The sequence below is a fragment of the Micromonospora sp. NPDC049836 genome (genome assembly GCF_044465125.1).
GTDB lineage: Bacteria > Actinomycetota > Actinomycetes > Mycobacteriales > Micromonosporaceae > Micromonospora.
The window spans coordinates 237,753-258,069 of sequence record NZ_JBITLH010000009.1; the positions used below are offsets into that span (position 1 = coordinate 237,753).

Below are 20,317 nucleotides of genomic sequence, written 5' to 3' on the forward strand. Positions count from 1 at the left end.
GCGGCCGTCAGGGGCTCGCGGGTGAGGGGGATCGCTGTCCGTAGACGTTCTGGTAGCGCTCGTACAGGGCGTCGATGTCGGCCGGCGCCATCGGCAGCGGCTCGCCGAGCGCCCGGGTCAGGTGCGCGGTGCGGGCGATGTCCTCACACATCACCGCGGCCTTCACCGCGGCGCGGGCGTCCCGGCCGATGGTGAAGACGCCGTGGTTGCGCATGAGCACCGCCGGCGAGCGGTGCCCGGCGAGGGTCGCCACGATCCCCTTGCCGATGTCGTCGCCGCCGATCAGGGCGAACGGACCGATCGGGATCTCGCCGCCGAACTCGTCGGCCTGGGCGGTGAGGTGGCAGGGGATGGACTCGCCGCGGGCCGCCCAGGCGGTCGCGTACCCGCTGTGGGTGTGCACCACGCCGCCCACCTCGGGCATGGCGCGGTAGACGTACGCGTGGGCGGCGGTGTCGCTCGACGGCGCGAAGTCGCCCTCGACCACCAGGCCGTCGAGGTCGCACACGACCATGTTCTCCGGGGCGAGGTCGTCGTAGTCGATCCCGCTCGGCTTGATCACCATGAGGTCCTGGCCGGGCACCCGGGCCGAGACGTTCCCCGAGGTCCAGGCGACCAGCCCGTAGCGGGTGAGTTCGCCGTGCAACCGGGCGACACTCTCCCGCAGCCCGCGCAGCTGCTGACCGAGCTCGGCACTCATGCGACCACCTCCAACGGTGTCGTGACCTGGGCCGCCGACGGGTGGACGGCGGCGTTGCGGATCGCGCGCAGCCGGGACATGACGTCGTTGCCGCCGCGACCGAAGTGGTCGTGCAGGGACCGGTACTCGGCGTAGAGCGCGTCGTAGGCCCGGGCCCGTTCCGGGTCCGGCTGGTAGGCGTCCCGGTCCACCCGGCCCATCGCGGCCGAGGCCGCGTAGACGTCGGGGTACGCGCCGGCCGCGACCGCGGCGTGGATCGCCGAGCCCAGCGCGGGCCCCTGGGCCGAGCCGATGAGGTGCAGCGGCCGGTTGGTGACGTCGCTGTAGATCTGCATGAGCAGCGGGTTGGCGGTCAGCCCGCCGGCCACCACGAGCTCCCGGACCGGCACGCCCGCCTCGGTGAACGCTTCGATGATCATGCGGGTGCCGTAGGCCGTGGCCTCCAACAGCGCGCGGTAGATGTCCGCCGGCCGGGTGGCCAGGGTCAGCCCCACGATGAGGCCGCTCAGGTCGTGGTTGACCAGCAGCGAGCGGTTGCCGTTCCACCAGTCCAGGGCGATCAGCCCGTGCCCGCCGACCGGCTGGGCCGCGGCCAGCTCGGAGAGCCGCTGGTGCGAGTCCGCGCCCGCCGGGGCGGCGTGCTCGACGAACCAGCCGAAGATGTCGCCGACACCGCTCTGGCCGGCCTCGTACCCCCAGGCGCCGGGGCTGAGCCCGCCCTCGACCACGCCGCACATGCCGGGCACCTCGGCCAGCTCGGTGCCGTTGACCACGTGACAGGTGGAGGTGCCCATGATGGCGACCAGGTGGCCGGGCACCAGGGCCTGCGCGGACGCGGCGGTGACGTGGGCGTCGACGTTGCCGGCCGCGACCGCGATGCCCTCGGGCAGCCCGGTCCAGGCCGCCGCCTGGGCGGTCAGGCCACCGGCCCGGGCGCCCAGCGGCAGCAACGGGCCGTCCAGCTTGTCGACGAAGTCGGCGAAGTCCGGGTCCAGCGCCGCCAGGAAGTCCGGGGACGGGTACCGGCCGTCCTGCCGGATGCCCTTGTAGCCGGCGGTGCAGATGTTGCGGGTCTCGGCGCCGCACAGCTGCCAGACGATCCAGTCGGCCGCCTCGACGAACCGCGTGGCGCGCCGGTAGACCTCCGGGTCCTCGTCGAGGAGCTGCAGGCCCTTGGCGAACTGCCACTCGGCGGAGATCTTCCCGCCGTACCGGCCGAGCCACGGCTCGCCGCGCTCCTGCGCCAGGGCGTTGATCCGGTCGGCCTGCGGCTGACCCGCGTGGTGCTTCCACAGCTTCACCCAGGCGTGCGGCCGGTCCCGCAGCTCGGGCAACTCGCAGAGCGGGGTGCCGTCGGCCAGGGTGGGCAGGACGGTGCAGGCGGTGAAGTCGGTGGCGATGCCGATGACCCGGGCCGGGTCGATCCCGGCGGCCGCCACGGCGGCCGGCACCGCGTGGCGCAGCACGTCCCGGTAGTCCTCCGGATCCTGCAGGGCCCAGTCGGGCGGAAGCGGCACGCCGGTCGGCAGCGCTGACTCGAGCACGCCGTGCCGGTACTCGTGGACCGCCGTGCCCAGCTCGGCGCCGTCGCCCACCCGGACCACCAGCGCCCGACCCGACAGTGTCCCGAAGTCGACCCCGACGACGTACCGGTCGCCCGGTCCGTCCACACCCATCATCTCCACCTCCGCGTGCCGTGGCTCACATTGTTAGCGCTCACATCGGCGTTGGTCAAGACACGATCGCAACAGTCCCGTAACGGCGCGGCCCACCGACCCCATCGGGTCACCTCGATGGGATCGAGAGGGCGCGAGCAGCGGATGTTAACGTTCACAGTTGTCGATCCGTCGCCCAAGTCCTTCCCGGGACGGTGAGCCGCTCGACGCCGGGCCGAAGATCTGTTAGCGCTAACCCACGGTCCGTCACGACGGTGCTCGCGGTGGGTCGCCTTGATCCACTCGGGTTGCGACCGGTCGTGGCGCGCGTGGCTCGTGACGGGCCGCTCCGCCGCCGGCCGGGTGGATCCGAGCCGGTGCCGCGGGTGCGGGTCGCCGGGCGAGCCGGCCGGCAACACGATCGCGCGGCCCGACGTGGTCGGGCCGCGCGATCAGGGTTCGCTCAGAGGGCGGTGATGGTCCAGTGGTTGTTGGTGCTGCCGTTGGGCGCCCACATGCACACCGTCGACCCGACCGTGGCGTTGCCCATCCCGTCCAGCGCCGTACCCGTGCCCCGATTGATCACCTGATAACGGCCGTTGCCCACCCCGGCCAACCGCCACTGCTGGTTGTTACCGCCGTTCCACGGCGCCTGCAACGCACTCGCCCCATTCGACGCGTTACCCCAACTGTCAACCACCATCCCGTTGGCCCGATTCACGATCCGGTAGTAACCACCACCCACATCCACCAACTGCCACTGCAGATTCGGACTACTCACATCACTCCACTGCTTCACCACCGACCCCGACCCCACACTCCCCCCACTGTCCAACACCAGACCCGTCGTCCCATTCACGATCTTCACAAACCCGGTCGGCGTCGAACCGCCGGTGAGGTTCCAGTAGACGGTGTAGTTGTAGCCCTGCGCGTCGTAGAAGGGCGCCAGGTTCACCGCGGCGCCGTTGGCGCTGGCCGTGAACGCGAGCGACGAGGTGCTGGACCGGGTGACCGAGGAGACCGTCAACGACGGCAGCGACGACAGGGTCGCGTTGCCGTAGTTGCCGGCCAGCACGACCGGGCCGTAGGTGACCGCGGCGACGGCGGGGTTGTCGTTGGCCGCCCGCGTCGCCACCCGCATGGGCAGCCGGAGGGTGACGGTGTCGCCGGAGGTCCAGGACCGGCTGAGGGTGGCGTAGCTGCCGGGAGTGGCGGTGATGTTCTGCGCCACCCCGTTGACACTGATCGTCGCCCCGCTGGCCCAGGCCGGGATGCGCAGCCGCATCGCCCACGACCCGGAGACCGACCCGGTCACCGTCAGGGTGGTCGTGTCGCTCACCGGGTAGTCCGTGGTCTGCGTGACTGTGATGCCCCGCTCGGCCCAGGTCAGCACCGACGGCATGAACAGGTTCACGATCAGCGTGCTGCCGGCGAAGAAGTAGACCGAGTCCATCAGCGCGGTGTTGGCCTCGACCCCCGTCCCCTGGCAGCACCAGAAGGAGTTGTAGTCGGTGCTCCAGGTGCCGCCGCCCCACGCCGGGCCGACGCCGCGCCGACCGCCCGGGTTGAGCGGGGTGAAGTAGGTGATGTGGCCGTGGCTGTCGGCCGGGTTCTGCGCCCCGATGATGTGGTTGAGCAGCGTGCGCTCGTAGAAGTCGACCAGGTCGACGCGGTCGGGGTTGAGGGTGAACAGTTCCCGGGTGAGCTTGAGCATGTTGTAGCTGTTGCAGTGCTCGCAGGTGTCCCGGCTGAGGTATCCGGCGATGGCGTTCGGGGCACGGAAGTGCTCCGCCTGGCTGTTTCCGCCGATGGCGTAGGTGTGCGCGCCGACGGTGATGGCCCAGGCGTTGGTGGCGATGTCGCGGTACCGGGTGGTGCCGGTCGCCTTGTACTCCCGGACCGCGCCCACCCACTTCGGCACCTGCGTGTTGGCGTGCAGCCCGTTGAGCTGGTCCTGGTTGGAGGCCAGCGGGTTGAAGACCGCGGCGTGGTCGAAGCGCTGCGCGGTGGTCAGCCAGCGGCCGTCGCCGGTCTGCTGGTAGAGGTCGGTCAGCACCGCGTTCATCCCGCCGAACTCGACGTTCAGCACCGACTGCATCTGGTTGTAGCTCAGCCGCCCGGTGCGCGAGTCCACCCAGCCGGCGAGGTTGAGCAGCACATCGCGGGCCTGGGCGTTGCCGAGGTACCGCCAGACGTCGAGCAGGCCGGCCATGATCTTGTGGATGACGTAGTACGGCACGTTGCCGTTGGACAGCGAGCCCGACTCCAGGCTGGTGAAATCGGACTCCGGAAAGCCGGACAGGTAGCCGGCGGTGAAGCCGGCGGCGCCGTTGTTCGCCTGGCACCTGGCCAGCTCGGCGACGACGTAGTTGGCCTTGTCCCGGCAGGTGGTGTCGCCGAGGACGGCCGCGGCCTGGGCCCACGCGGTGAGCAGGTGCCCCTGCATGTGGGTGCGGAACGGGAAGTTCGGCGCGTCCCAGCCACCGTTCGTCGCGGCGCCGTTGGTGCCGAGCCGGTGGTTGGCCCGGAAGTTGTAGAGCATCCGGTCGGCGTCGACGAAACGCAGGTAGTTCAGGGTGCGGTTCTGGTTGTCCAGCCACCGGCTGGCGGTGAGCCGTACCTGACCCGGCGGGAACGGGTACGCCGAGACGCCGATGTCCGGGCGGGCGGGGGCGACGGCCGCCTCGGCCCGGGACGCGGGCAGCGCCGCGGCGCCCACGGCGACGGCTGCCGGCACGACGCCGGCGGCGCGCAGCAGGGTCCGGCGGTGGATCGGGTGGTCATGCGTTGCCATCGGAATCCTCTCGAGGGTGCGGGGGGAGGTGCGGGTTGGCCGCCGCCGGCTGTCCACGGTGGACGGGACCGGGCCGGGTGGCCGGATCCGGTCAGAGGGCGGTGATGGTCCAGTGGTTGTTCGTGCTGCCGTTGGGCGCCCACATGCACACCGTCGACCCGACCGTGGCGTTGCCCATCCCGTCCAGCGCCGTACCCGTGCCCCGATTGATCACCTGATAACGGCCGTTGCCCACCCCGGCCAACCGCCACTGCTGGTTGTTACCGCCGTTCCACGGCGCCTGCAACGCACTCGCCCCATTCGACGCGTTACCCCAACTGTCAACCACCATCCCGTTGGCCCGATTCACGATCCGGTAGTAACCACCACCCACATCCACCAACTGCCACTGCAGATTCGGACTACTCACATCACTCCACTGCTTCACCACCGACCCCGACCCCACACTCCCCCCACTGTCCAACACCAGACCCGTCGTCCCATTCACGATCTTCACAAACCCGGTCGGCGTCGAACCGCCGCCGAGCGCGGGGATCTGGCCCGCGAAGGTGAGCTTCACGACGTACGCGAGGGCGCTGAACGGGGCGTTGGACGAGGGCATGGTCAGGTGCAGACCCGAGCCGTCCTGGGTGCGGTTGGGCAGGTCGACGTAGGTGCCCGCGGTGGAGCCGAGCAACCGGGCCGAGGTCAGCGTGCTGAGGTTGATCCGGTTCGCGCCGAGCGTGGTGATGTGCAGGGTGCCGCCCGGCCAGCCCAGCACGATGGCGTACAGGACGGTGTTGTCCTTGCTGCGGGTGAAGCGGATGTCCTGGCCGGTGCCCTCGCGGGGGGTCTGGAACGACCCGCCGCCCATCTGGGTGGGACCCTCGCCGTAAACCGACCAGGCCCGGGTGGCGTAGACCGACTCGCCGAAGCGGCTCAGGTGATCGCCGAAGCCCTGCAGGATCGCGCGCTGGCCCGACGGGATGGTGCCGTCGGCCATCGGGGCGATGTTGAGCACCATGGTGCCGTTCTTGCTGATCCGGTCCAGCAGCGCGTGCATCAGCGACCTGGTGGAGTAGTAGCCGATGCCCTGGGTGTAGCACCAGCTGGAGCTGGAGACGCTGTCGTCGGTCAGCCAGTACGGGGTCTGGATGCCGGCCGGGCCGCCGCGCTCGAAGTCGTAGACCTCGCCCCGGTTGTTGAACCCGTCCTTGTAGGTGGCGACCACGTCCTTGTTCCAGGCGACGGCCCGGTTGTAGTAGTAGGACAGGAAGTTCAGCCGCTGCGACTCCGGGATCTGGGACAGGTTGAAGTCCTGGAAGATGATGTCGGGCTGGTAGCCGTCGATGACCTCGCGCAGCTTGTCGTACCAGAGCTGGTACTCCGCGGTGCCGCCGAGCTGGCCGTAGAGCTTCTTGAGGCTGGCGTCCGACTGGCCGGGCACCCACTGGAAGTAGCCGGTGAAGTTGTACGCGTGGTGCAACGACACCCAGAGCTTCAGGCCCCGGGCCCGGATCGCGTCGGCCTGCAGGCGCAGCAGGTCCAGCCGGGGCCCCCGGCTCACCGAGTTCCACTCGTTGACGCTGCTGTTCCACATCGAGAAGCCGTCGTGGTGCTCGGCCACCGGCCCGGCGAACCTCGCCCCGGCGTCGGCGAAGAGCTGCGCCCACTCGTCCGGGTCGAAGTTCCCGCCGGCCGAGCGGAGCTTCGGCGCGAACTGCACCCAGTTGCCGGCCCGGTCGGGCGCCCCGTTGATGAAGTTGTGGTACGGCCACACCGACGGGTCGCCATACACGCTGCGGTGGTGGTTGTTCTCGTTCGAGCCCGAGTTGTACATGTTGCGCGGGTACCACTCGCTGGCGTACGCGGGGACGCTGTACACCCCCCAGTGGTAGTAGATGCCGAACTTGGCGTCCTGGAACCATTCGGCGGCCGGCGGGTGCTGGTCGACCGAGGACCAGCTGGCGGTGTAGCTGCTCGGGCCCACGGTGGCCAGGGCCAGGCGGACGTTCGCCAGGCCGGCGACGGTGGCGGCGCCGGTGAGCCCGACGGCCGCGAGCAGGTTTCGGCGGCTGAGGTGCAGGGGGGACGGGGACATACCGGCAAACCTCTCTCGGAGGGTGGAAGCTGTTGACCTTCGGGACGACCCAGGAGGCGGCGGCGCGAGGAACAGGGGCACCGGCCCGGGGTGGTGGGACGAGTGGTGGCCCGGACGCCGGCGGGTGCTTGCTGGTGGTGCCGCGCGGGATGCACATCGGACCCGGCGGGGTTTGTCGCTCACCGGTGGGCGGCACGAACGCGGGGCCGGTAGGAGCGTCGATCCGGCGGCGGCGAGCCGCCTTCGTCGTCTGGCCGCGCCCCTCGACCCTGCCCTGTTACCGCTAACATCGCCCGGCCTGGTTTATGTAACAGGTGGATGACCGCCGATGTCAATAGTCGACTCCGGCCCGGCCCGGGCGCCGTCGGCGCGACCGCACCACCCTCCCTGATCAACTGCGAAAGGGGGACGGATAACGAGTGCTCAGAGCCGGGTCCGACCCCGCCCAGCGCGCACCGGACGTTGACAGATGCGGATGTGAACGCGACGCTAATTGTCGATGTTAGCGTTCACATGCCCGTCATCCATCCGGGAGGAACGATGAAACCGAACGTCGGCCGTCGGCGTCGCCTGACGGCCACCCTGGCACCCCTGGTGCTGGTCGCCGCGATCACCGGCGGCGTGTCCGCCGCGACGCCCCAGGCCCGGGCTGCGACCACCGGGCCCTGCGACATCTACGCCTCCGGCGGCACGCCGTGCGTGGCCGCGCACAGCACCACCCGGGCGCTCTACGGCTCCTACAACGGGCCGCTCTACCAGGTCCGACGCTCGTCCGACAACGCCACCCGCGACGTCGCCCCGCTCGCCCCGGGAGACGTGGCCAACGCCGCCACGCAGGACACGTTCTGCGCCGGCACCAACTGCGTCATCTCCGTCATCTACGACCAGTCCGGTCGGGGCAACCACCTGACCCAGGCACCGCCCGGCGGGTTCTCCGGCCCGGCGGCCGGCGGCTACGACAACCTCGCCGACGCGGCCCTCGCGCCGGTCACCGTCAACGGTCACAAGGCGTACGGCGTGTTCGTGGCGCCCGGGACCGGCTACCGCAACAACAACACCAACGGCATCGCCAGGGGCGACCAGCCGGAGGGCATGTACGCCATCTTCGACGGCACCCACTACAACGGCGGATGCTGCTTCGACTACGGCAATGCCGAGACCAACAGCCGGGACAACGGCAACGGCACCATGGAGGCCATCTACTTCGGCAACATCAAGGTCTGGGGTTACGGCACCGGCCCGGGCCCCTGGGTCATGGCCGACCTGGAGAACGGCCTCTTCTCCGGGGTCAACGCCGGCTACAACGCCAACGACCCGACCGTGACCCACCGGTTCCTGACCGCCATCGTCAAGGGCGAGCCGAACCACTGGGCCATCCGGGCCGGCAACGCGCAGTCCGGCGGGCTGTCCACCTACTACAACGGGCCCCGCCCCAACGTCGCGGGCTACAACCCGATGAAGAAGGAGGGCGCGATCATCCTCGGCATCGGCGGCGACAACAGCCACGGCTCCGCCGGCACCTTCTACGAGGGCGTGATGACCTCCGGCTACCCCTCCGACGCCACCGAGAACTCGGTCCAGGCCAACATCAACGCCGCCGGCTACGCGGCGAGCACCGGCGGCGGCACCCGGCAGAACGTCGAGATCGTGGGCAACCAGTCGGGCCGCTGCCTCGACGTGCCGGACGGCAGCACCACCAACGGGACCCAGGTCCAGCTCTGGGACTGCTGGGGTGGGAACATGCAGCGCTGGACGTACACCTCGGCCAAGCAGCTGACCGTGTACGGCAACAAGTGCCTCGACGCCGAGGGGGCCAGCAGCACCCCGGGCACCCGGGCGATCATCTGGGACTGCAACGGCCAGTCCAACCAGCAGTGGAATCTGAACGCCAACGGCACCATCAGCGGCGTGCAGTCCGGGCTCTGCCTCGACGCCTACAACTGGGGCACCACGAACGGCACCAAGATCGTGCTGTGGACCTGCCACGGCGGGACCAACCAGCAGTTCGCCCTCCGCAACTGACCGCACCTCCGCCCGGTGCCGCCGACGGCACCACGGACGGCGGGGTGGAGCCGTACCGCGCAGCGGGCACCGCTCCGCCCCGCCGGCGGGCACCGGCGCCGCGAGCGATCAGCGGGCGGGCGGCCCGACGCTCTGCCGGGAGACCAGGGTCGGCGCTATGGTCTGCCGCAGCTCACCCACCGCCCCGGCCCCGATCTGCGCCAGCAGCAGCTCCAGGCTGGCCCGGGCCACCGCGTCAAAGTCCGGCCGGACAGTGGTCAGCGGCGGGATGAAGTACGCCGCCTCCGGCACGTCGTCGAAGCCGACCACGCTGATGTCGTCCGGGACCCGGCGGCCGTACTCGTGCAACGCGCGGAGCACACCCAGCGCGAGGTGGTCGTTGGCGGTGAAGATGGCGGTCACCTCGGGCATCCGGGCCAGCATCTGCCCGCACCGGTAGCCGGACGCCGCCGACCAGTCCCCCGGCACCAGCGGCGGCACCTCGGCGCCGGCGGACCGCAGCGCCTCCCGCCAGCCTTCGATGCGACCGGCGCTGTCGAACCAGTCGGCCGGCCCGGACACGTGCCAGACCGTACGGTGGCCGGCGTCCAGCAGGTGCCGGGTGGCGTCCCGGGCACCGGCCACCTGGTCCACCGTCACCAGCGGCACCGGACGGCGCGGGTCGCCGTCGACGGTCACCAGCGGGACGTCCTTCGGCAGGTGCTCCAGCGCCTCACCGGCGGACTCCACCGGAGCGATGACCACGATGCCGGCCACCCGGTGGGCCAGGTGCCGCTCGACGGCGGCGGAGATGGAGACCCGATCGAGGTCCCGCACGCTGCCCACGGTGACCGCGAAGCCCTCCTCGGCGGCGGTCTGCTCGAGCGCCGCCAGCAGCGACGCCGGACCGTACAGCGTGGTGTTCTGCGCGACCACCCCGATGACCTGCGACCGGCCGGTGACCAGCGCACGAGCGGCCCGGTTGGGCCGGTAGCCGAGCTCGGCGATCGCCGCCTGCACCCGCAGCCGCGTCTGCTCACGGACGTTGGGGTGCCCGTTGAGCACCCGCGACACCGTCTGGTGGGAGACCCCGGCAAGGCGGGCCACATCCGTCATCGCGGGACCCCGCACGCGCTCACCCTCCCGCCAAGCCCCGACCGTGCTCCGGCGGTCGAACGCCGGAGCGGCTGGACGCGCCATCCGCAGCCCTGCCCCCGCCCCGGCCGAGCGTGCCCAGGGCAGCCCGGCACAAGGCCAGCGTCAGTGTACGCCCAGCCGGCTTCCCGCCCCGGCGAGGCACGGCCGCGCCCACTGGTCGGAACGCCGCGGGTCGGCCGCGGTCGCCCGGACGGGCGCGGTCCCGGACCGGACGGGACGACGGCGTGCGCCGGTGCGGCGCGGTCGGGGTCGGGGTCGGGACGACGGCGTGCGCCGGGGCGCGGCCGGGGCCTGGGTCGGGGTCGGGGCGAACGGCGTGCGCCGGGGCCCGGCCGGGCCTGGGTCGGGACGAACGGCGTGCGCCGGGGCGCGGCCGGGATGACCGTGGATGGGCTCGGCCGCCCACCGAGCCCACCCAGGGTCATCCCGGCCCCGTTCGGGGGTGGGAACGCTGGTCCGGTCCGGCGGCGCCGTCGCCGCGGCCGCCCGGAAACCCGGACCGGACCAGCGTCACTGCCCTAGCGCTGCAGGGTCAGCACCCCCGGGCGGTACGGCAGGAGGCCGTAGTCGCCGCCGGAGTTCGGGGACCGCCCCTGGTAGAGCAGTTGCAGGTTGCAGGGATCGATGGTCTTGGTCTGGTCCGGGTTGCTCCGCACCAGGTCACCGTGGCTGATGTCGTTGGTCCAGGTAGCACCGCTGTTGGCCTTGCCGGCGAAGGGGTTGCTCTCGCTGGTGGCCTGCGGGGTCCAGGACCCGCCGAGGCTGCTGGAGGTGTACGAGCGGAAGTAGCGGCCCTGCGAGCCGATCGACTCGACCAGCATGAGGTACTGGTTCTGGCCCTGGACCTTGTAGACCTCGACCCCCTCGAACAGGTTGTTGGTCGAGTCACTCATGATCGTCGTGTAGCTCGACCCGAAGTTGCCCGGGAAGTTCCCGATCGGCATGCTGGCCCGGTAGATCTTGCCGTTGTCCCCGGCGAAGAAGAGGTACATGTTCGAGCCGTCGCCGATCAGCGTCTGGTCGATGGGACCCGTGCCGGAGCCGGAGATGCTGCCGGTGAAGAGCGTCTGCTGTGCCGACCAACCGTTGACGTTGGTGGGGTCGCTGGACGTCCGGTAGGAGAACGCCGTCCCGCCCCACTGGTAGGCGAGCACCCAGATGTTCTTCGGAGCGAAGTAGAACAGCGTCGGTGCGACAGCCGAGAAGGGCATCGCGTTCTGGCTGGCCGAGCCCATGTCGGACCAGTTCGTGAACGGGCTGAAGTTCATCGACCCCCAGGACGAGCCGGTGTCGTGCGTGGTGGCGTAGACGAGGTGCCGGCCGTTGTACACGACGTTGGTGAAGTCCTTCAGCGAGACCCAGCCCGACCGCGGGGTCGCCAGCGCGCCGGTCGACGACCAGCGGTAGCTCGACGGCAGCGAGCAGGTGCCGCCGGGCGGCGGCGTGGTGGGCGGCGGCGTGGTGGGGGTGCCACCGCCGTCGACGCGGGCGAGCTGCCACTGCTGGTTGGTGCCGTTCCAGTCGTCGTACTGCACGATGCTGCCGCCGTCGGCGGTCGAGGCACCCATCACCTCCATGGCCTTGTTGCTGTTCCGGTTGATCAGCCGGACGTAGCCGCTGTCGGAGTCGGCCAGCCGGAACTGCTGGTTGGCCTGGTTGCCGTCGGTCCACTGCACGATGTTGGCGCTGTTCGCGGTCGACCAGTTGTAGACGTCGAGCACCTTGCCGGACAGCCGCGAGCGCAGCCGGTAGTAGCCGCCGCCCGAGTCCACGAACTGCCACTGCTGCTGGTTGCCGTTGTTGCGCGTCCACTGCACGATCCGCGCGCCGTCGTTCGTGGCCAGGTTGTAGACGTCCAGGGCCTTGCCGCTGTTGCGGTTGACCAGGACGTACCAGGCGCTCGTGTCGACCGTGGCCGCCGCGGCGGGCGTCGACACCACCACCGCGGCGGCACCACCGACCAGCACGGACGCCGCGGCGGCGGCGACCACCCGCGGCAACCACCTACGCCGAGGCGAGGGCGGCGCTATCGAGGGAGACGTACCCAAGGCAGACATGTTCCTCCTTCAGTGACCGGAAGCCGAACGGTCCGCCCGCAGCCGGGCGCACCGGGACGCATGACCGGACGAACGCGCGGCGTGTTAGCGCTAACAGCGAGCTCACCCGCCCTGCCCAACGCCTGGACCTGCATGCCGAGGAGACCAGGCCCTGCCCGGTGAGCCAGGGGTCCCGTCGTCCTTGCCCATCGACTGTGAGCGATAACATATCGTTCGTCAAGACGTAATATTCGCGGCCCGCCGGAGGTGCCTCCCGGCCCGGGCGCGGGTGGCTCCCGGACCGGTAACCGCCGGCCGGCCGGCCGCGCCGTGCTCACGAGCGCAACGTCCACTGCTGGTTCGTGCCTCCGTTGCACGCCCAGAGGACGAGCTTCGTGCCGTTCGCCGTGGCGGCGCCGTACGCGTCCAGGCACAGCCCCGACTGGACGCCGGTCACCGTGCCGTTGGCGTTCACGCTCCACTGCTGGTTGGTCTGGCCGTTGCAGTCCCAGATGATCACCTGGGTGCCGTTCGTGGTGCCCTGCCCCGACGCGTCGAGACACTTGCTGCCGTAGACCTGCAACTGCCGGCCGCCGGTGTAGGTCCACCGCTGGTTGGTGCCACCGGTGCAGTCCCAGAGCTGCGCCTGGGTGCCGTTGGCCGTGCTGGATCCGCCGATCTCGGCACACCGGCCGGACTGGCCGCCGACGATCTGCACGCCCTGCTGGCCGCCGGTGCTCTGCACCCCGGCGGCGGCCATCACCGCCTGGGCGGCCGACGGCCAGTTGTTGTTCGTGACCGTCGTGTTGCCGGAGACCACGTTGCCGCGATCGCCGTTGGTCACGTTGCTGCTGCCGTTGGTCGACCAGTTCCCGGTGACGGTGAAGTTGCCCATGTTCTCCCCGCCCCAGTAGTTGGCGGTGGCCCAGGTGCCGGTCGAGGAGAAGACGTTGGAGCGGGCGGTGTAGTAGCGGGAGCCCTCGTCGAAGTAGAGCCCGAACCAGCCGTTGCTGCGCAGGCAGTAGTTGTCGCTGATCAGCCCGTTCGGGTGGTTCGACAGGGTATAGATGCAGGACCCGTCGGTCATCTGCTGCATGACGTCGTGGACGTAGTTGCCGGTGAGCTGGTTGTTGGACGCGGTGGTCGGCGTGCTGTAGCGCGGCTGGTAGTTGTACAAACCCCGGTTGGCGTACTCGGTGCTGCCGCCGGCGTCGTTGCTGCCCCACCCGTAACCGACCGACAGGCCGGTGTACGGCAGGTTGTAGACCTCGTTGTGGGTGACCGTGGCGGTGCTGACGTAGGTGGTCAGGACCGCCACGATGCCCCGGTAGTCCAGCCCGAGGTCGTGGATGCGATTGTTGCTCACGGTGATGTTCCGATTGACCATCCGCGAGTCGCTCGGGTGGTGCGCGTCGGCGCGTACGCCGCCGACCACGATGCCCCCGGCGGAGCTGCGGGCGATCTCGGAGCGGGTGATCGTGATGTTGCTGGCGCCGAGGCCGACCCCGCTGGCGTGCGCGTTCGCGTCGTTGCCGATCCCCACCGCCGTCTGGCCCAGGTTGACGAACTGGGAGTCACTGAAGCTGATCGTGTTGGCCGCGGACACCTGCACGGCCGCCGGCATCTGGCTCCAGCTCGGCCGGGTGGCCTCGAACAGCTGGCAGCCCTCCTGGCAGGAGGTCAGGGCGTCGGCCGGCCGGGCCCAGGTACCGGTGATGTGGGCCCCGGTCTGCTGGTCGGCGAAGCCCTGGTTGCTGCTCGGCCCGAGCCAGCTCGTGCCGCTGAAGGTGATCCCGCTGAACGAGAGGTGGTGCGCCGGCCCGTCGTAGGTCCCGCCGACGTCCAGCAGGGACGACAGCACGGGCAGCTCGACGCTGGTGGTGGCCATGTTCTGCCCGGCGAGCGGGATGTAGGACAGCCCGCCGGAGCCCGGGTCGAGGTACCACTCCCCCGGCGAGTCCAGGAACTCGTAGGCGTTGGCGAGGTAGAGCGGGCCGGCCCGGTGCGGCCGGCTGAGGGTGTCGTAGCCGAACGTGTTGTTGTTCCACGCCGGCTGCTGCATGGTCAGCACGTTGCCGGAGATGCTCTGCACCGGCGCGTACCGGTCGGTGAACGAGCCGACGCTCTCCACCTCGATCCGGTTCTGGTTGGCGAGGTTGTTCAGGTAGCTCAGCGCGCTGTTGCTGAACCGCATGCCGGTGGTGGTGAAGGTGAAGTCGGCGCGGTTCACCGCCGTCCGGGCGCGGGTGGCGAGGGCGCCGTTGACGTAGAGCTGCCGGCTGTCGATCCCGGCGCCGACGTTCGCCCGCCAGATGTTCCTCCCGGCGTCGACGAGCGACCAGCCGGTGACCGCCCGCGCCCCGCTGATCACCGGTCGGGCCGACGCGGCGGCCCGCCAGACCACGGTGTAGCCGTTGTTGCCGGAGTCGGCGGCGGTCATGCGCAGCGGGGCGGCGAGCCGGTACACGCCGTCGGCCAACTCCACCACGATGTCGCCGGACATCGCGGCGTTCCGCGACCGTACGGCCTCCTGAGCGGCCGTCAGTGAGCACGGTTGGCTGGCCGAGCAGGTGCTGCCTGTCCCGTTGGGCGCGGCGTAGAGGGTGGTGGTGGCCGCGGCGGCCGGCGCGGCGGCGACCAGCGCGCCCGTGGCGCCGATGACCGCCCCGGCGAGGCCGACGGCCAGCTGTCTGCGACTGGGTGGCGAGGGGGACATGGGCACGGTCTCCTGTCATGGCGGTGGTGTGGTGCGCGCGTCGGCCGGGTCGGGGGCCCGGCCGACGCGCCTGGTGGCTCGGTCAGAACTGGGCGAAGAACCGCCAGACCTCACCCTTGGTCCAGGTCGTGACGCCGCTCTCGGCGTAGGTGCCGTCGACCGGACCCGGCATGTGGCCGTTGTCGAACGCCGCCCACTGCACCGGGTAGCCGCTGCGGCAGCCCGAGTAGGCCGTGGTGATGTGGGTCCGGCTGCCGGCCGCCGGCTCGGGCGGGCTCTGCGGCGTGCAGCCGTTGTTCCGGACGAACGTGTCGCGCAGCGCCCGGCCCTGGGAGATGTTGAGCACGTTGTCGGTGATGCCGTGCAGCCCGAAGTACGCGATGGGCTGGGTGCCGCCGCTGCACCCGCTGATCTGCGCGCCGCTGAAGACCGCGACGGCCCGGAACACGTTCGCCCGGGCGCACGCCAGCGCGTAGCTCATGCCGCCGCCCCAGCTGAACCCGAGCGCGAACAGCTGCCGGGTGTTGACGCAGAGGGCACCCTCGAGCTGCCGGATCATGTCGTCGACGAACGTGACGTCCTCGCCGCCGGAGTTGGCCCAACCGTTGCCGAGGCCCTGCGGCGCGACCAGGATCGCGCTGTTGTTCGACTGCTCCAGCTGGCCGTAGTAGGACCAGGCGGCCCCGCTGGTGCCACCCGAGTCGACCTCGTTGGCGGTGCCGCCGCGCCAGTGGAACGCGAAGATCAGGCGGTACTGGCGGGTGCTGTCGTAGTTGCCCGGAAGTCGCAGGAGGTAGTTGCGGCTCTTGCCACCGCTCTGGATCGTGTGGTTGCCGTTCGAGAGCCCGGGCGCGTTGCCGCATCCGCCACCGGTGCCGCCACCGCCGGACACCAGGACCGGTTGCCACTGCTGGTTGGCGCCGTTCCAGTCGGCGTACTGCACGACGTTGGCGCCGTCGGTGGTGGCGGCGCCCTGCACCTCGACGGCCTTGCCGCTGTTGCGGCTGATCAGCCGCAGGTAGCCGTCGGCCGAGTCGGCCAGCCGGAACTGCTGGTTGCCGGCGTTGTTGTCGGTCCACTGGATGATGGCCGCGCCGTCGGCGGTGGACGCGCCGTTGACGTCGAGCACCTTGCCGGAGTTGCGGGACTTGAGGCGGTAGTAGCCGCCGCCGGAGTCGACGAACTGCCACTGCTGGTTGGTGCCGTCGTTGCGGGTCCACTGGGTGATCCGCGCGCCGTCGGCGGTGGCGGCGCCGTAGACGTCGAGGGCTTTGCCGCTGTTGCGGTTGACCAGCACGTACCAGGCACTGGTGTCGACCGACGCCGCCGCGGCGGGCCCGGCCTGCAGCGCGACGAGCGAACCGGTCGCGACGAGCACCGCCGTGGCGGCGGCCAGTGCCGATCGCCAACGACGTCCGATCCAGGACGGGGCTGTCACCTTCATGAACCACTCCTTCCAGGCGGGACACGCGCGAGGGGGACGGGCGCGTGCCGCGTGGGCGGGTCGACGCCGGGGGGCGTCGGCACGCCGAGATGGCCTGCGAGCAGATGCAGGGGGGATGGCGCGCGGACCGTCGATGGCGGGTCCGGCGAGCCGGGCGCAGCCCGGGCCGAGCGGGCGCTGGGGTCGCCCGGCTCCCAGCCTCCGCCCAGCCCGGCAGGGGCTATGTTAGCGATAACAGCAGCGATCAGCAATGAAGCGCATCTATTTTGAATTGTCGAACCATCCCGCCGGCGGCGACCGACACCGTTGCGAGAAAAGTGTTATGCGCGATGCCCGCATAAGGTCGACACAATAGGCGGGTCCGGCCCCTTGTACGCGTCCGGCCGTTCTGGCAATCTGCTGGCGTCACCGGGCAACGCGCAGGCCGACCATCCGGACCGCCGACCATCCGGACCGCCGACCATCCGGACCGCCGACCATCCGGACCGCCGACCACACCACCCGGCGAGCGGCATCGCCCGACGCTGACGTCGCGGCCGGCCCCGGCAGCACCTTCCCCTCGAACCTCGGAGACGTCATGCAGCAGAGACTCCGGCGTACCCTGTTGGCACTGGTGCTGGCCGTGACCGGCACCCTCGCCGTGGTGGGGATCGGTTCGCCCGCGCAGGCGGCGACCGCGACGATCACGCCCGGTACCCCGTGGACGGACACCGCCGGCCGGCGCCTGCAGGCACACGGCGCCGGCATCTTCACCGTCGGCTCCACCTACTACCTGGTGGGCGAGGACAAGAGCGCCGGGTCCACCTTCACCGCCGTCGCCTGCTACTCCTCGACGGACCTGGCGCACTGGACCCGGCAGACCGACGCGCTCTCCCGGCAGGCCAGCGGCGACCTCGCCGCCGGACGGATCGTGGAGCGGCCGAAGGTGATCTTCAACAGCGCCACCGGCCGCTACGTGATGTGGATGCACATCGACTCCAGCTCGTACGGGGACGCCCGCGCCGGGGTCGCGGTCAGCAGCACGCCGTGCGGTCCCTACACCTACCTGGGCTCCAGCCGGCCACTCGGCTTCCTGAGCCGGGACCTGGGCCTGTTCAAGGACGACGACGGCACCGCGTACCTGCTCACCGAGGACCGCGACCACGGTCTGCGGATCGACCGGCTCTCCGCCGACTACACCAGCGTGGTCGGCGCGGTCGCGGTCCTCCCGGACCTGGAGTCGCCGGCGATGGCGAAGGTCGGTGGCCGCTACTTCCTGCTCGCCTCGCATCTGACCGGCTGGTCCACCAACGACAACGTGTACGCGACGGCGACCTCGCCGGCCGGGCCGTGGAGCGAGTTCCGGAACGTCGCGCCGGCCGGCAGTCGCACCTACGACTCGCAGACGTCGTTCCTGCTGCCGGTCAGCGGCAGCGCCGGGACCAGCTACGTGTACCTGGGCGACCGGTGGAACCCGTCGGACCTGAACTCCTCGCTGCCGGTCTGGCTGCCGATCACCCTCACCCCCGGCGGCACCGCCGCGCTGAGCTGGTTCAGCTCGTGGGGCGTCGACACCGCCAGCGGAGCCCTGACCCTGCCGGCGTCCCGGCTGGTCGGGGCGCAGTCCGGGCGCTGCCTGAGCATCGCCGACGGTTCGACGGCCAACGGCGCGGCCGCCCAGCTGCGGACCTGCACCGGCGCGGCGTACCAGACCTTCGCGCCGAGCCCGGCCGGCGAGCTGAGGGTGTACGGCAACAAGTGCCTGGACGCCTACGGCCAGGGCACCGCGGCGGGCACCGCGGTGGTGATCTGGGACTGCAACGGCGGCGACAACCAGAAGTGGATGCTGGCCGCCGACGGCACCGTCCTCGGCGTCCAGTCCCGGCTCTGCCTGGACGTCAACGGCCAGGCCACGAACGACGGAGCGAAGGTCCAGCTCTGGACGTGCAACGGCGGGGCCAACCAGCGGTGGAACCGGAGCTGACCCGGCCCGGCCGGGTCAGCCGGCCAGGGCCGGGCGGACCCGGAACGAGCTGTCGGCGCGGAAGGCGGCGGTGCCGTCGGCCTGGTCCACCCAGAGCTGGCCGTCGCGGTGCCGCAGGAACCAGCCGGGATAGTTCGACGCCTCCAGCGACGTCGTGGCGGCCGCCGTCCCGTCCCGCGGGCAGAAGGTGGCGTCACCCCGGAACAGCTCCGTCCCCTGGTCCGGGCTGAGCTGGAGCCGCCAGTAGGCGTGCCGCAGGTAGCGGCCGTCCCGCGCGCGGAAGGAGACGCACCGGGCGTCGGCCAGGCCGGCGAGCACGGTGAAGGTCGCCTGGCGGCGGGCCGCCTCGGTGCTGTCCGGCCCGAGCGGCAGCAGGACGCCGAGATCGTCGACGATCGCGACGTACCGTCCGGTCGCGGTGGCCGCCTCGAGCGACACGGGCCGGCCCGCGGTCAGCGCGGCGGTCCGGACGGCGGACGGTCTCGGTGCCCGGGACGCCGGTGCGGTCGGCTCCCGCGGGGTGCCCACCGGCGCCGGGGCGGCGGTGGTCCGCGGCCCGGCCGGGGACGGTGGCGCGGCGACCGGCGCGGGCGGCGCGGGCGTGGGCAGGACCGCCACGGTGACCGCGGCGCCGGCGGCGAGGGCCGCGGCAACCACGGTGGCGGCGACGGGGTGTGCCACGACCGGCTGGAGCAGCTGGCCGAAGACCGCCGCCTTGACACCGGCGCCGGCCCCGCCGCCGGACGCCGAGCTCAGCGCGCCGGGCAGGGCGGTGGTCGACCCGGCCGCCGTGCCGAGCGCTCCCCGGGCGACCAGCACGGCGGCGAGCCCGACCGGTACGGGCAGCAGGCCGAGCCCGAGGAGCAGCCGCTCCGCACCGATCATGCCGTCGGCGGCGTGCCCGCAGCGCGGGCAGGACCTGGTGTGTCGGACCAGGCGCTTGCGCCACAACGGGCTCGGCACGCCGTCCCACGCCGCCGCCGCGGCGTCGAGCTCGGGGCACCTCGGCCGGGCCTCCAGCGCGGCCAGCAGTTCCCGGCACAGGTCGAGTTGATGGCGCATGCGCTGCACCCGCACGGCCGCGTGCGCGACGCTCACCCCCAGGGCCGCCGCGAACTCGGCCCGGGTCAGCTCGCCCGCCACCTCCAGCCACCACAGGGAGAGCAGGGCCTGGTCGTCCGGGTCGAGCCAGTGGCTCGCCCGGACGGTCTGGCGGCGCTGCCGGGAGAGCTCCACGCGCAGGGTCGTGACGTCCTCGACGGCGGCGTCGACGTCGGGCGTCCCGGCCGCCTCGTCCAGCGGCGCGGTCCGGCGGGCAGCCGCCCGCCGGCGGTGCAGGTGGGTGCCGAGCTGGCGCAGCGCGATCGCGGCCAGCCAGGGCCGGAAGCTCTCGGGGGTACGCAGTTCCGGAAGCCGGCGGATGGCCCGCAGCATGGCGTCCTGGACGACGTCGTCGGTGTCCGGGTGCCCGTTCAGCGCGCGGTGCACGAGGCTGTAGACCAGCGGCAGGCCGCGGGCCAGCAACTCGTCCAGGGCCCGCCGGTCGCCTGCCTGGGCCGCGACCACGAGGTCCGTCTCGTTCCTGCCGGTAGCTCGCATCCTCACGTCGCAGTCACACAGTTCGATCGGGGCGGGTGATCAGTGGTGGCGGCCGCAGCCGGTTGGCGGTGGTCGTTGACTGTCGCCGAAGACCGACCACCCCGTCAAGAAGAGGCGGGACCGGGGGCGGCAAATGAGCGTGCCAAAAAGTGTTATCGGTCGCGCCGATGG

The 20,317-nt window shown here is 71.4% G+C and carries 11 protein-coding genes; 2 read left to right on the forward strand and 9 right to left on the reverse strand.

The genetic code is table 11. The features are described from left to right. Positions 1-7: 7 nt before the first annotated feature. From ACIBPB_RS24165 to ACIBPB_RS24180, 4 genes are all read right to left on the reverse strand, one after another. Positions 8-700: an L-ribulose-5-phosphate 4-epimerase gene (locus tag ACIBPB_RS24165; protein WP_396841748.1), complete on the reverse strand. Its 693-nt coding sequence runs from the start codon at positions 698-700 to the stop codon at positions 8-10. Next, the gene (araB, locus tag ACIBPB_RS24170) at positions 697-2,379 is read right to left on the reverse strand and encodes a ribulokinase (protein WP_396841749.1); all 1,683 of its coding nucleotides are present in this window, start codon (positions 2,377-2,379) and stop codon (positions 697-699) included. Before araB ends, ACIBPB_RS24165 begins: the two co-directional genes overlap by 4 nt. Before the next feature lie 439 nt (positions 2,380-2,818). Continuing rightward, positions 2,819-5,149, reverse strand: coding sequence for a beta-L-arabinofuranosidase domain-containing protein (locus tag ACIBPB_RS24175; RefSeq protein ID WP_396841750.1), 2,331 nt, complete (start codon positions 5,147-5,149; stop codon positions 2,819-2,821). 91 nt (positions 5,150-5,240) lie between these two features. After that, complete coding sequence (locus ACIBPB_RS24180; RefSeq protein WP_396841751.1) at positions 5,241-7,229, reverse strand: alpha-L-fucosidase; 1,989 nt, start codon at positions 7,227-7,229, stop codon at positions 5,241-5,243. Between the two features lie 540 nt (positions 7,230-7,769). Here ACIBPB_RS24180 and ACIBPB_RS24185 point away from each other — a divergent pair. Then, on the forward strand, positions 7,770-9,251 hold the full coding sequence (locus tag ACIBPB_RS24185; RefSeq protein ID WP_396841752.1) for an arabinofuranosidase catalytic domain-containing protein: 1,482 nt from the start codon (positions 7,770-7,772) through the stop codon (positions 9,249-9,251). Between the two features lie 108 nt (positions 9,252-9,359). Here ACIBPB_RS24185 and ACIBPB_RS24190 read toward each other — a convergent pair whose 3' ends face one another. The 4 genes from ACIBPB_RS24190 to ACIBPB_RS24205 form a co-directional block, all read right to left on the reverse strand. Beyond that, positions 9,360-10,346 carry a LacI family DNA-binding transcriptional regulator gene (locus ACIBPB_RS24190; protein WP_396841753.1) on the reverse strand — a complete coding sequence of 329 codons (987 nt, stop codon included), beginning with the start codon at positions 10,344-10,346 and terminating at the stop codon, positions 9,360-9,362. A 560-nt stretch (positions 10,347-10,906) separates the two neighbouring features. Beyond that, positions 10,907-12,445: a non-reducing end alpha-L-arabinofuranosidase family hydrolase gene (locus tag ACIBPB_RS24195; RefSeq protein ID WP_396841754.1), complete on the reverse strand. Its 1,539-nt coding sequence runs from the start codon at positions 12,443-12,445 to the stop codon at positions 10,907-10,909. A 313-nt stretch (positions 12,446-12,758) separates the two neighbouring features. After that, entirely contained in the window at positions 12,759-15,140 is a 2,382-nt protein-coding gene (locus ACIBPB_RS24200) for a ricin-type beta-trefoil lectin domain protein (RefSeq protein ID WP_396841755.1), read from the reverse strand. Between the two features lie 82 nt (positions 15,141-15,222). Beyond that, positions 15,223-16,584 (reverse strand): RICIN domain-containing protein, encoded by a 1,362-nt coding sequence (locus tag ACIBPB_RS24205; RefSeq protein ID WP_396841756.1) that lies wholly within the window; start codon positions 16,582-16,584, stop codon positions 15,223-15,225. Positions 16,585-17,161: 577 nt separating this feature from the next. Between ACIBPB_RS24205 and ACIBPB_RS24210 the strand changes: the two genes are divergently transcribed. Beyond that, positions 17,162-18,547, forward strand: coding sequence for a ricin-type beta-trefoil lectin domain protein (locus tag ACIBPB_RS24210; protein WP_396841757.1), 1,386 nt, complete (start codon positions 17,162-17,164; stop codon positions 18,545-18,547). 15 nt (positions 18,548-18,562) lie between these two features. On the opposite strand, the gene ACIBPB_RS24215 is transcribed toward ACIBPB_RS24210, so the two are convergent. After that, the gene (locus ACIBPB_RS24215) at positions 18,563-20,146 is read right to left on the reverse strand and encodes a sigma-70 family RNA polymerase sigma factor (protein WP_396841812.1); all 1,584 of its coding nucleotides are present in this window, start codon (positions 20,144-20,146) and stop codon (positions 18,563-18,565) included. Positions 20,147-20,317 lie beyond the last annotated feature (171 nt).

Coding starts and splice junctions, on each gene's coding strand:
- ACIBPB_RS24165 (WP_396841748.1), bottom strand. CDS start 700: ATGAGTGCCGAGCTCGGTCAGCAGCTGCGCGGGCTGCGGGAGAGTGTC.
- araB (WP_396841749.1), bottom strand. CDS start 2,379: ATGATGGGTGTGGACGGACCGGGCGACCGGTACGTCGTCGGGGTCGAC.
- ACIBPB_RS24175 (WP_396841750.1), bottom strand. CDS start 5,149: ATGGCAACGCATGACCACCCGATCCACCGCCGGACCCTGCTGCGCGCC.
- ACIBPB_RS24180 (WP_396841751.1), bottom strand. CDS start 7,229: ATGTCCCCGTCCCCCCTGCACCTCAGCCGCCGAAACCTGCTCGCGGCC.
- ACIBPB_RS24185 (WP_396841752.1), top strand. CDS start 7,770: ATGAAACCGAACGTCGGCCGTCGGCGTCGCCTGACGGCCACCCTGGCA.
- ACIBPB_RS24190 (WP_396841753.1), bottom strand. CDS start 10,346: ATGACGGATGTGGCCCGCCTTGCCGGGGTCTCCCACCAGACGGTGTCG.
- ACIBPB_RS24195 (WP_396841754.1), bottom strand. CDS start 12,445: ATGTCTGCCTTGGGTACGTCTCCCTCGATAGCGCCGCCCTCGCCTCGG.
- ACIBPB_RS24200 (WP_396841755.1), bottom strand. CDS start 15,140: ATGTCCCCCTCGCCACCCAGTCGCAGACAGCTGGCCGTCGGCCTCGCC.
- ACIBPB_RS24205 (WP_396841756.1), bottom strand. CDS start 16,584: ATGAAGGTGACAGCCCCGTCCTGGATCGGACGTCGTTGGCGATCGGCA.
- ACIBPB_RS24210 (WP_396841757.1), top strand. CDS start 17,162: ATGCAGCAGAGACTCCGGCGTACCCTGTTGGCACTGGTGCTGGCCGTG.
- ACIBPB_RS24215 (WP_396841812.1), bottom strand. CDS start 20,146: ATGCGAGCTACCGGCAGGAACGAGACGGACCTCGTGGTCGCGGCCCAG.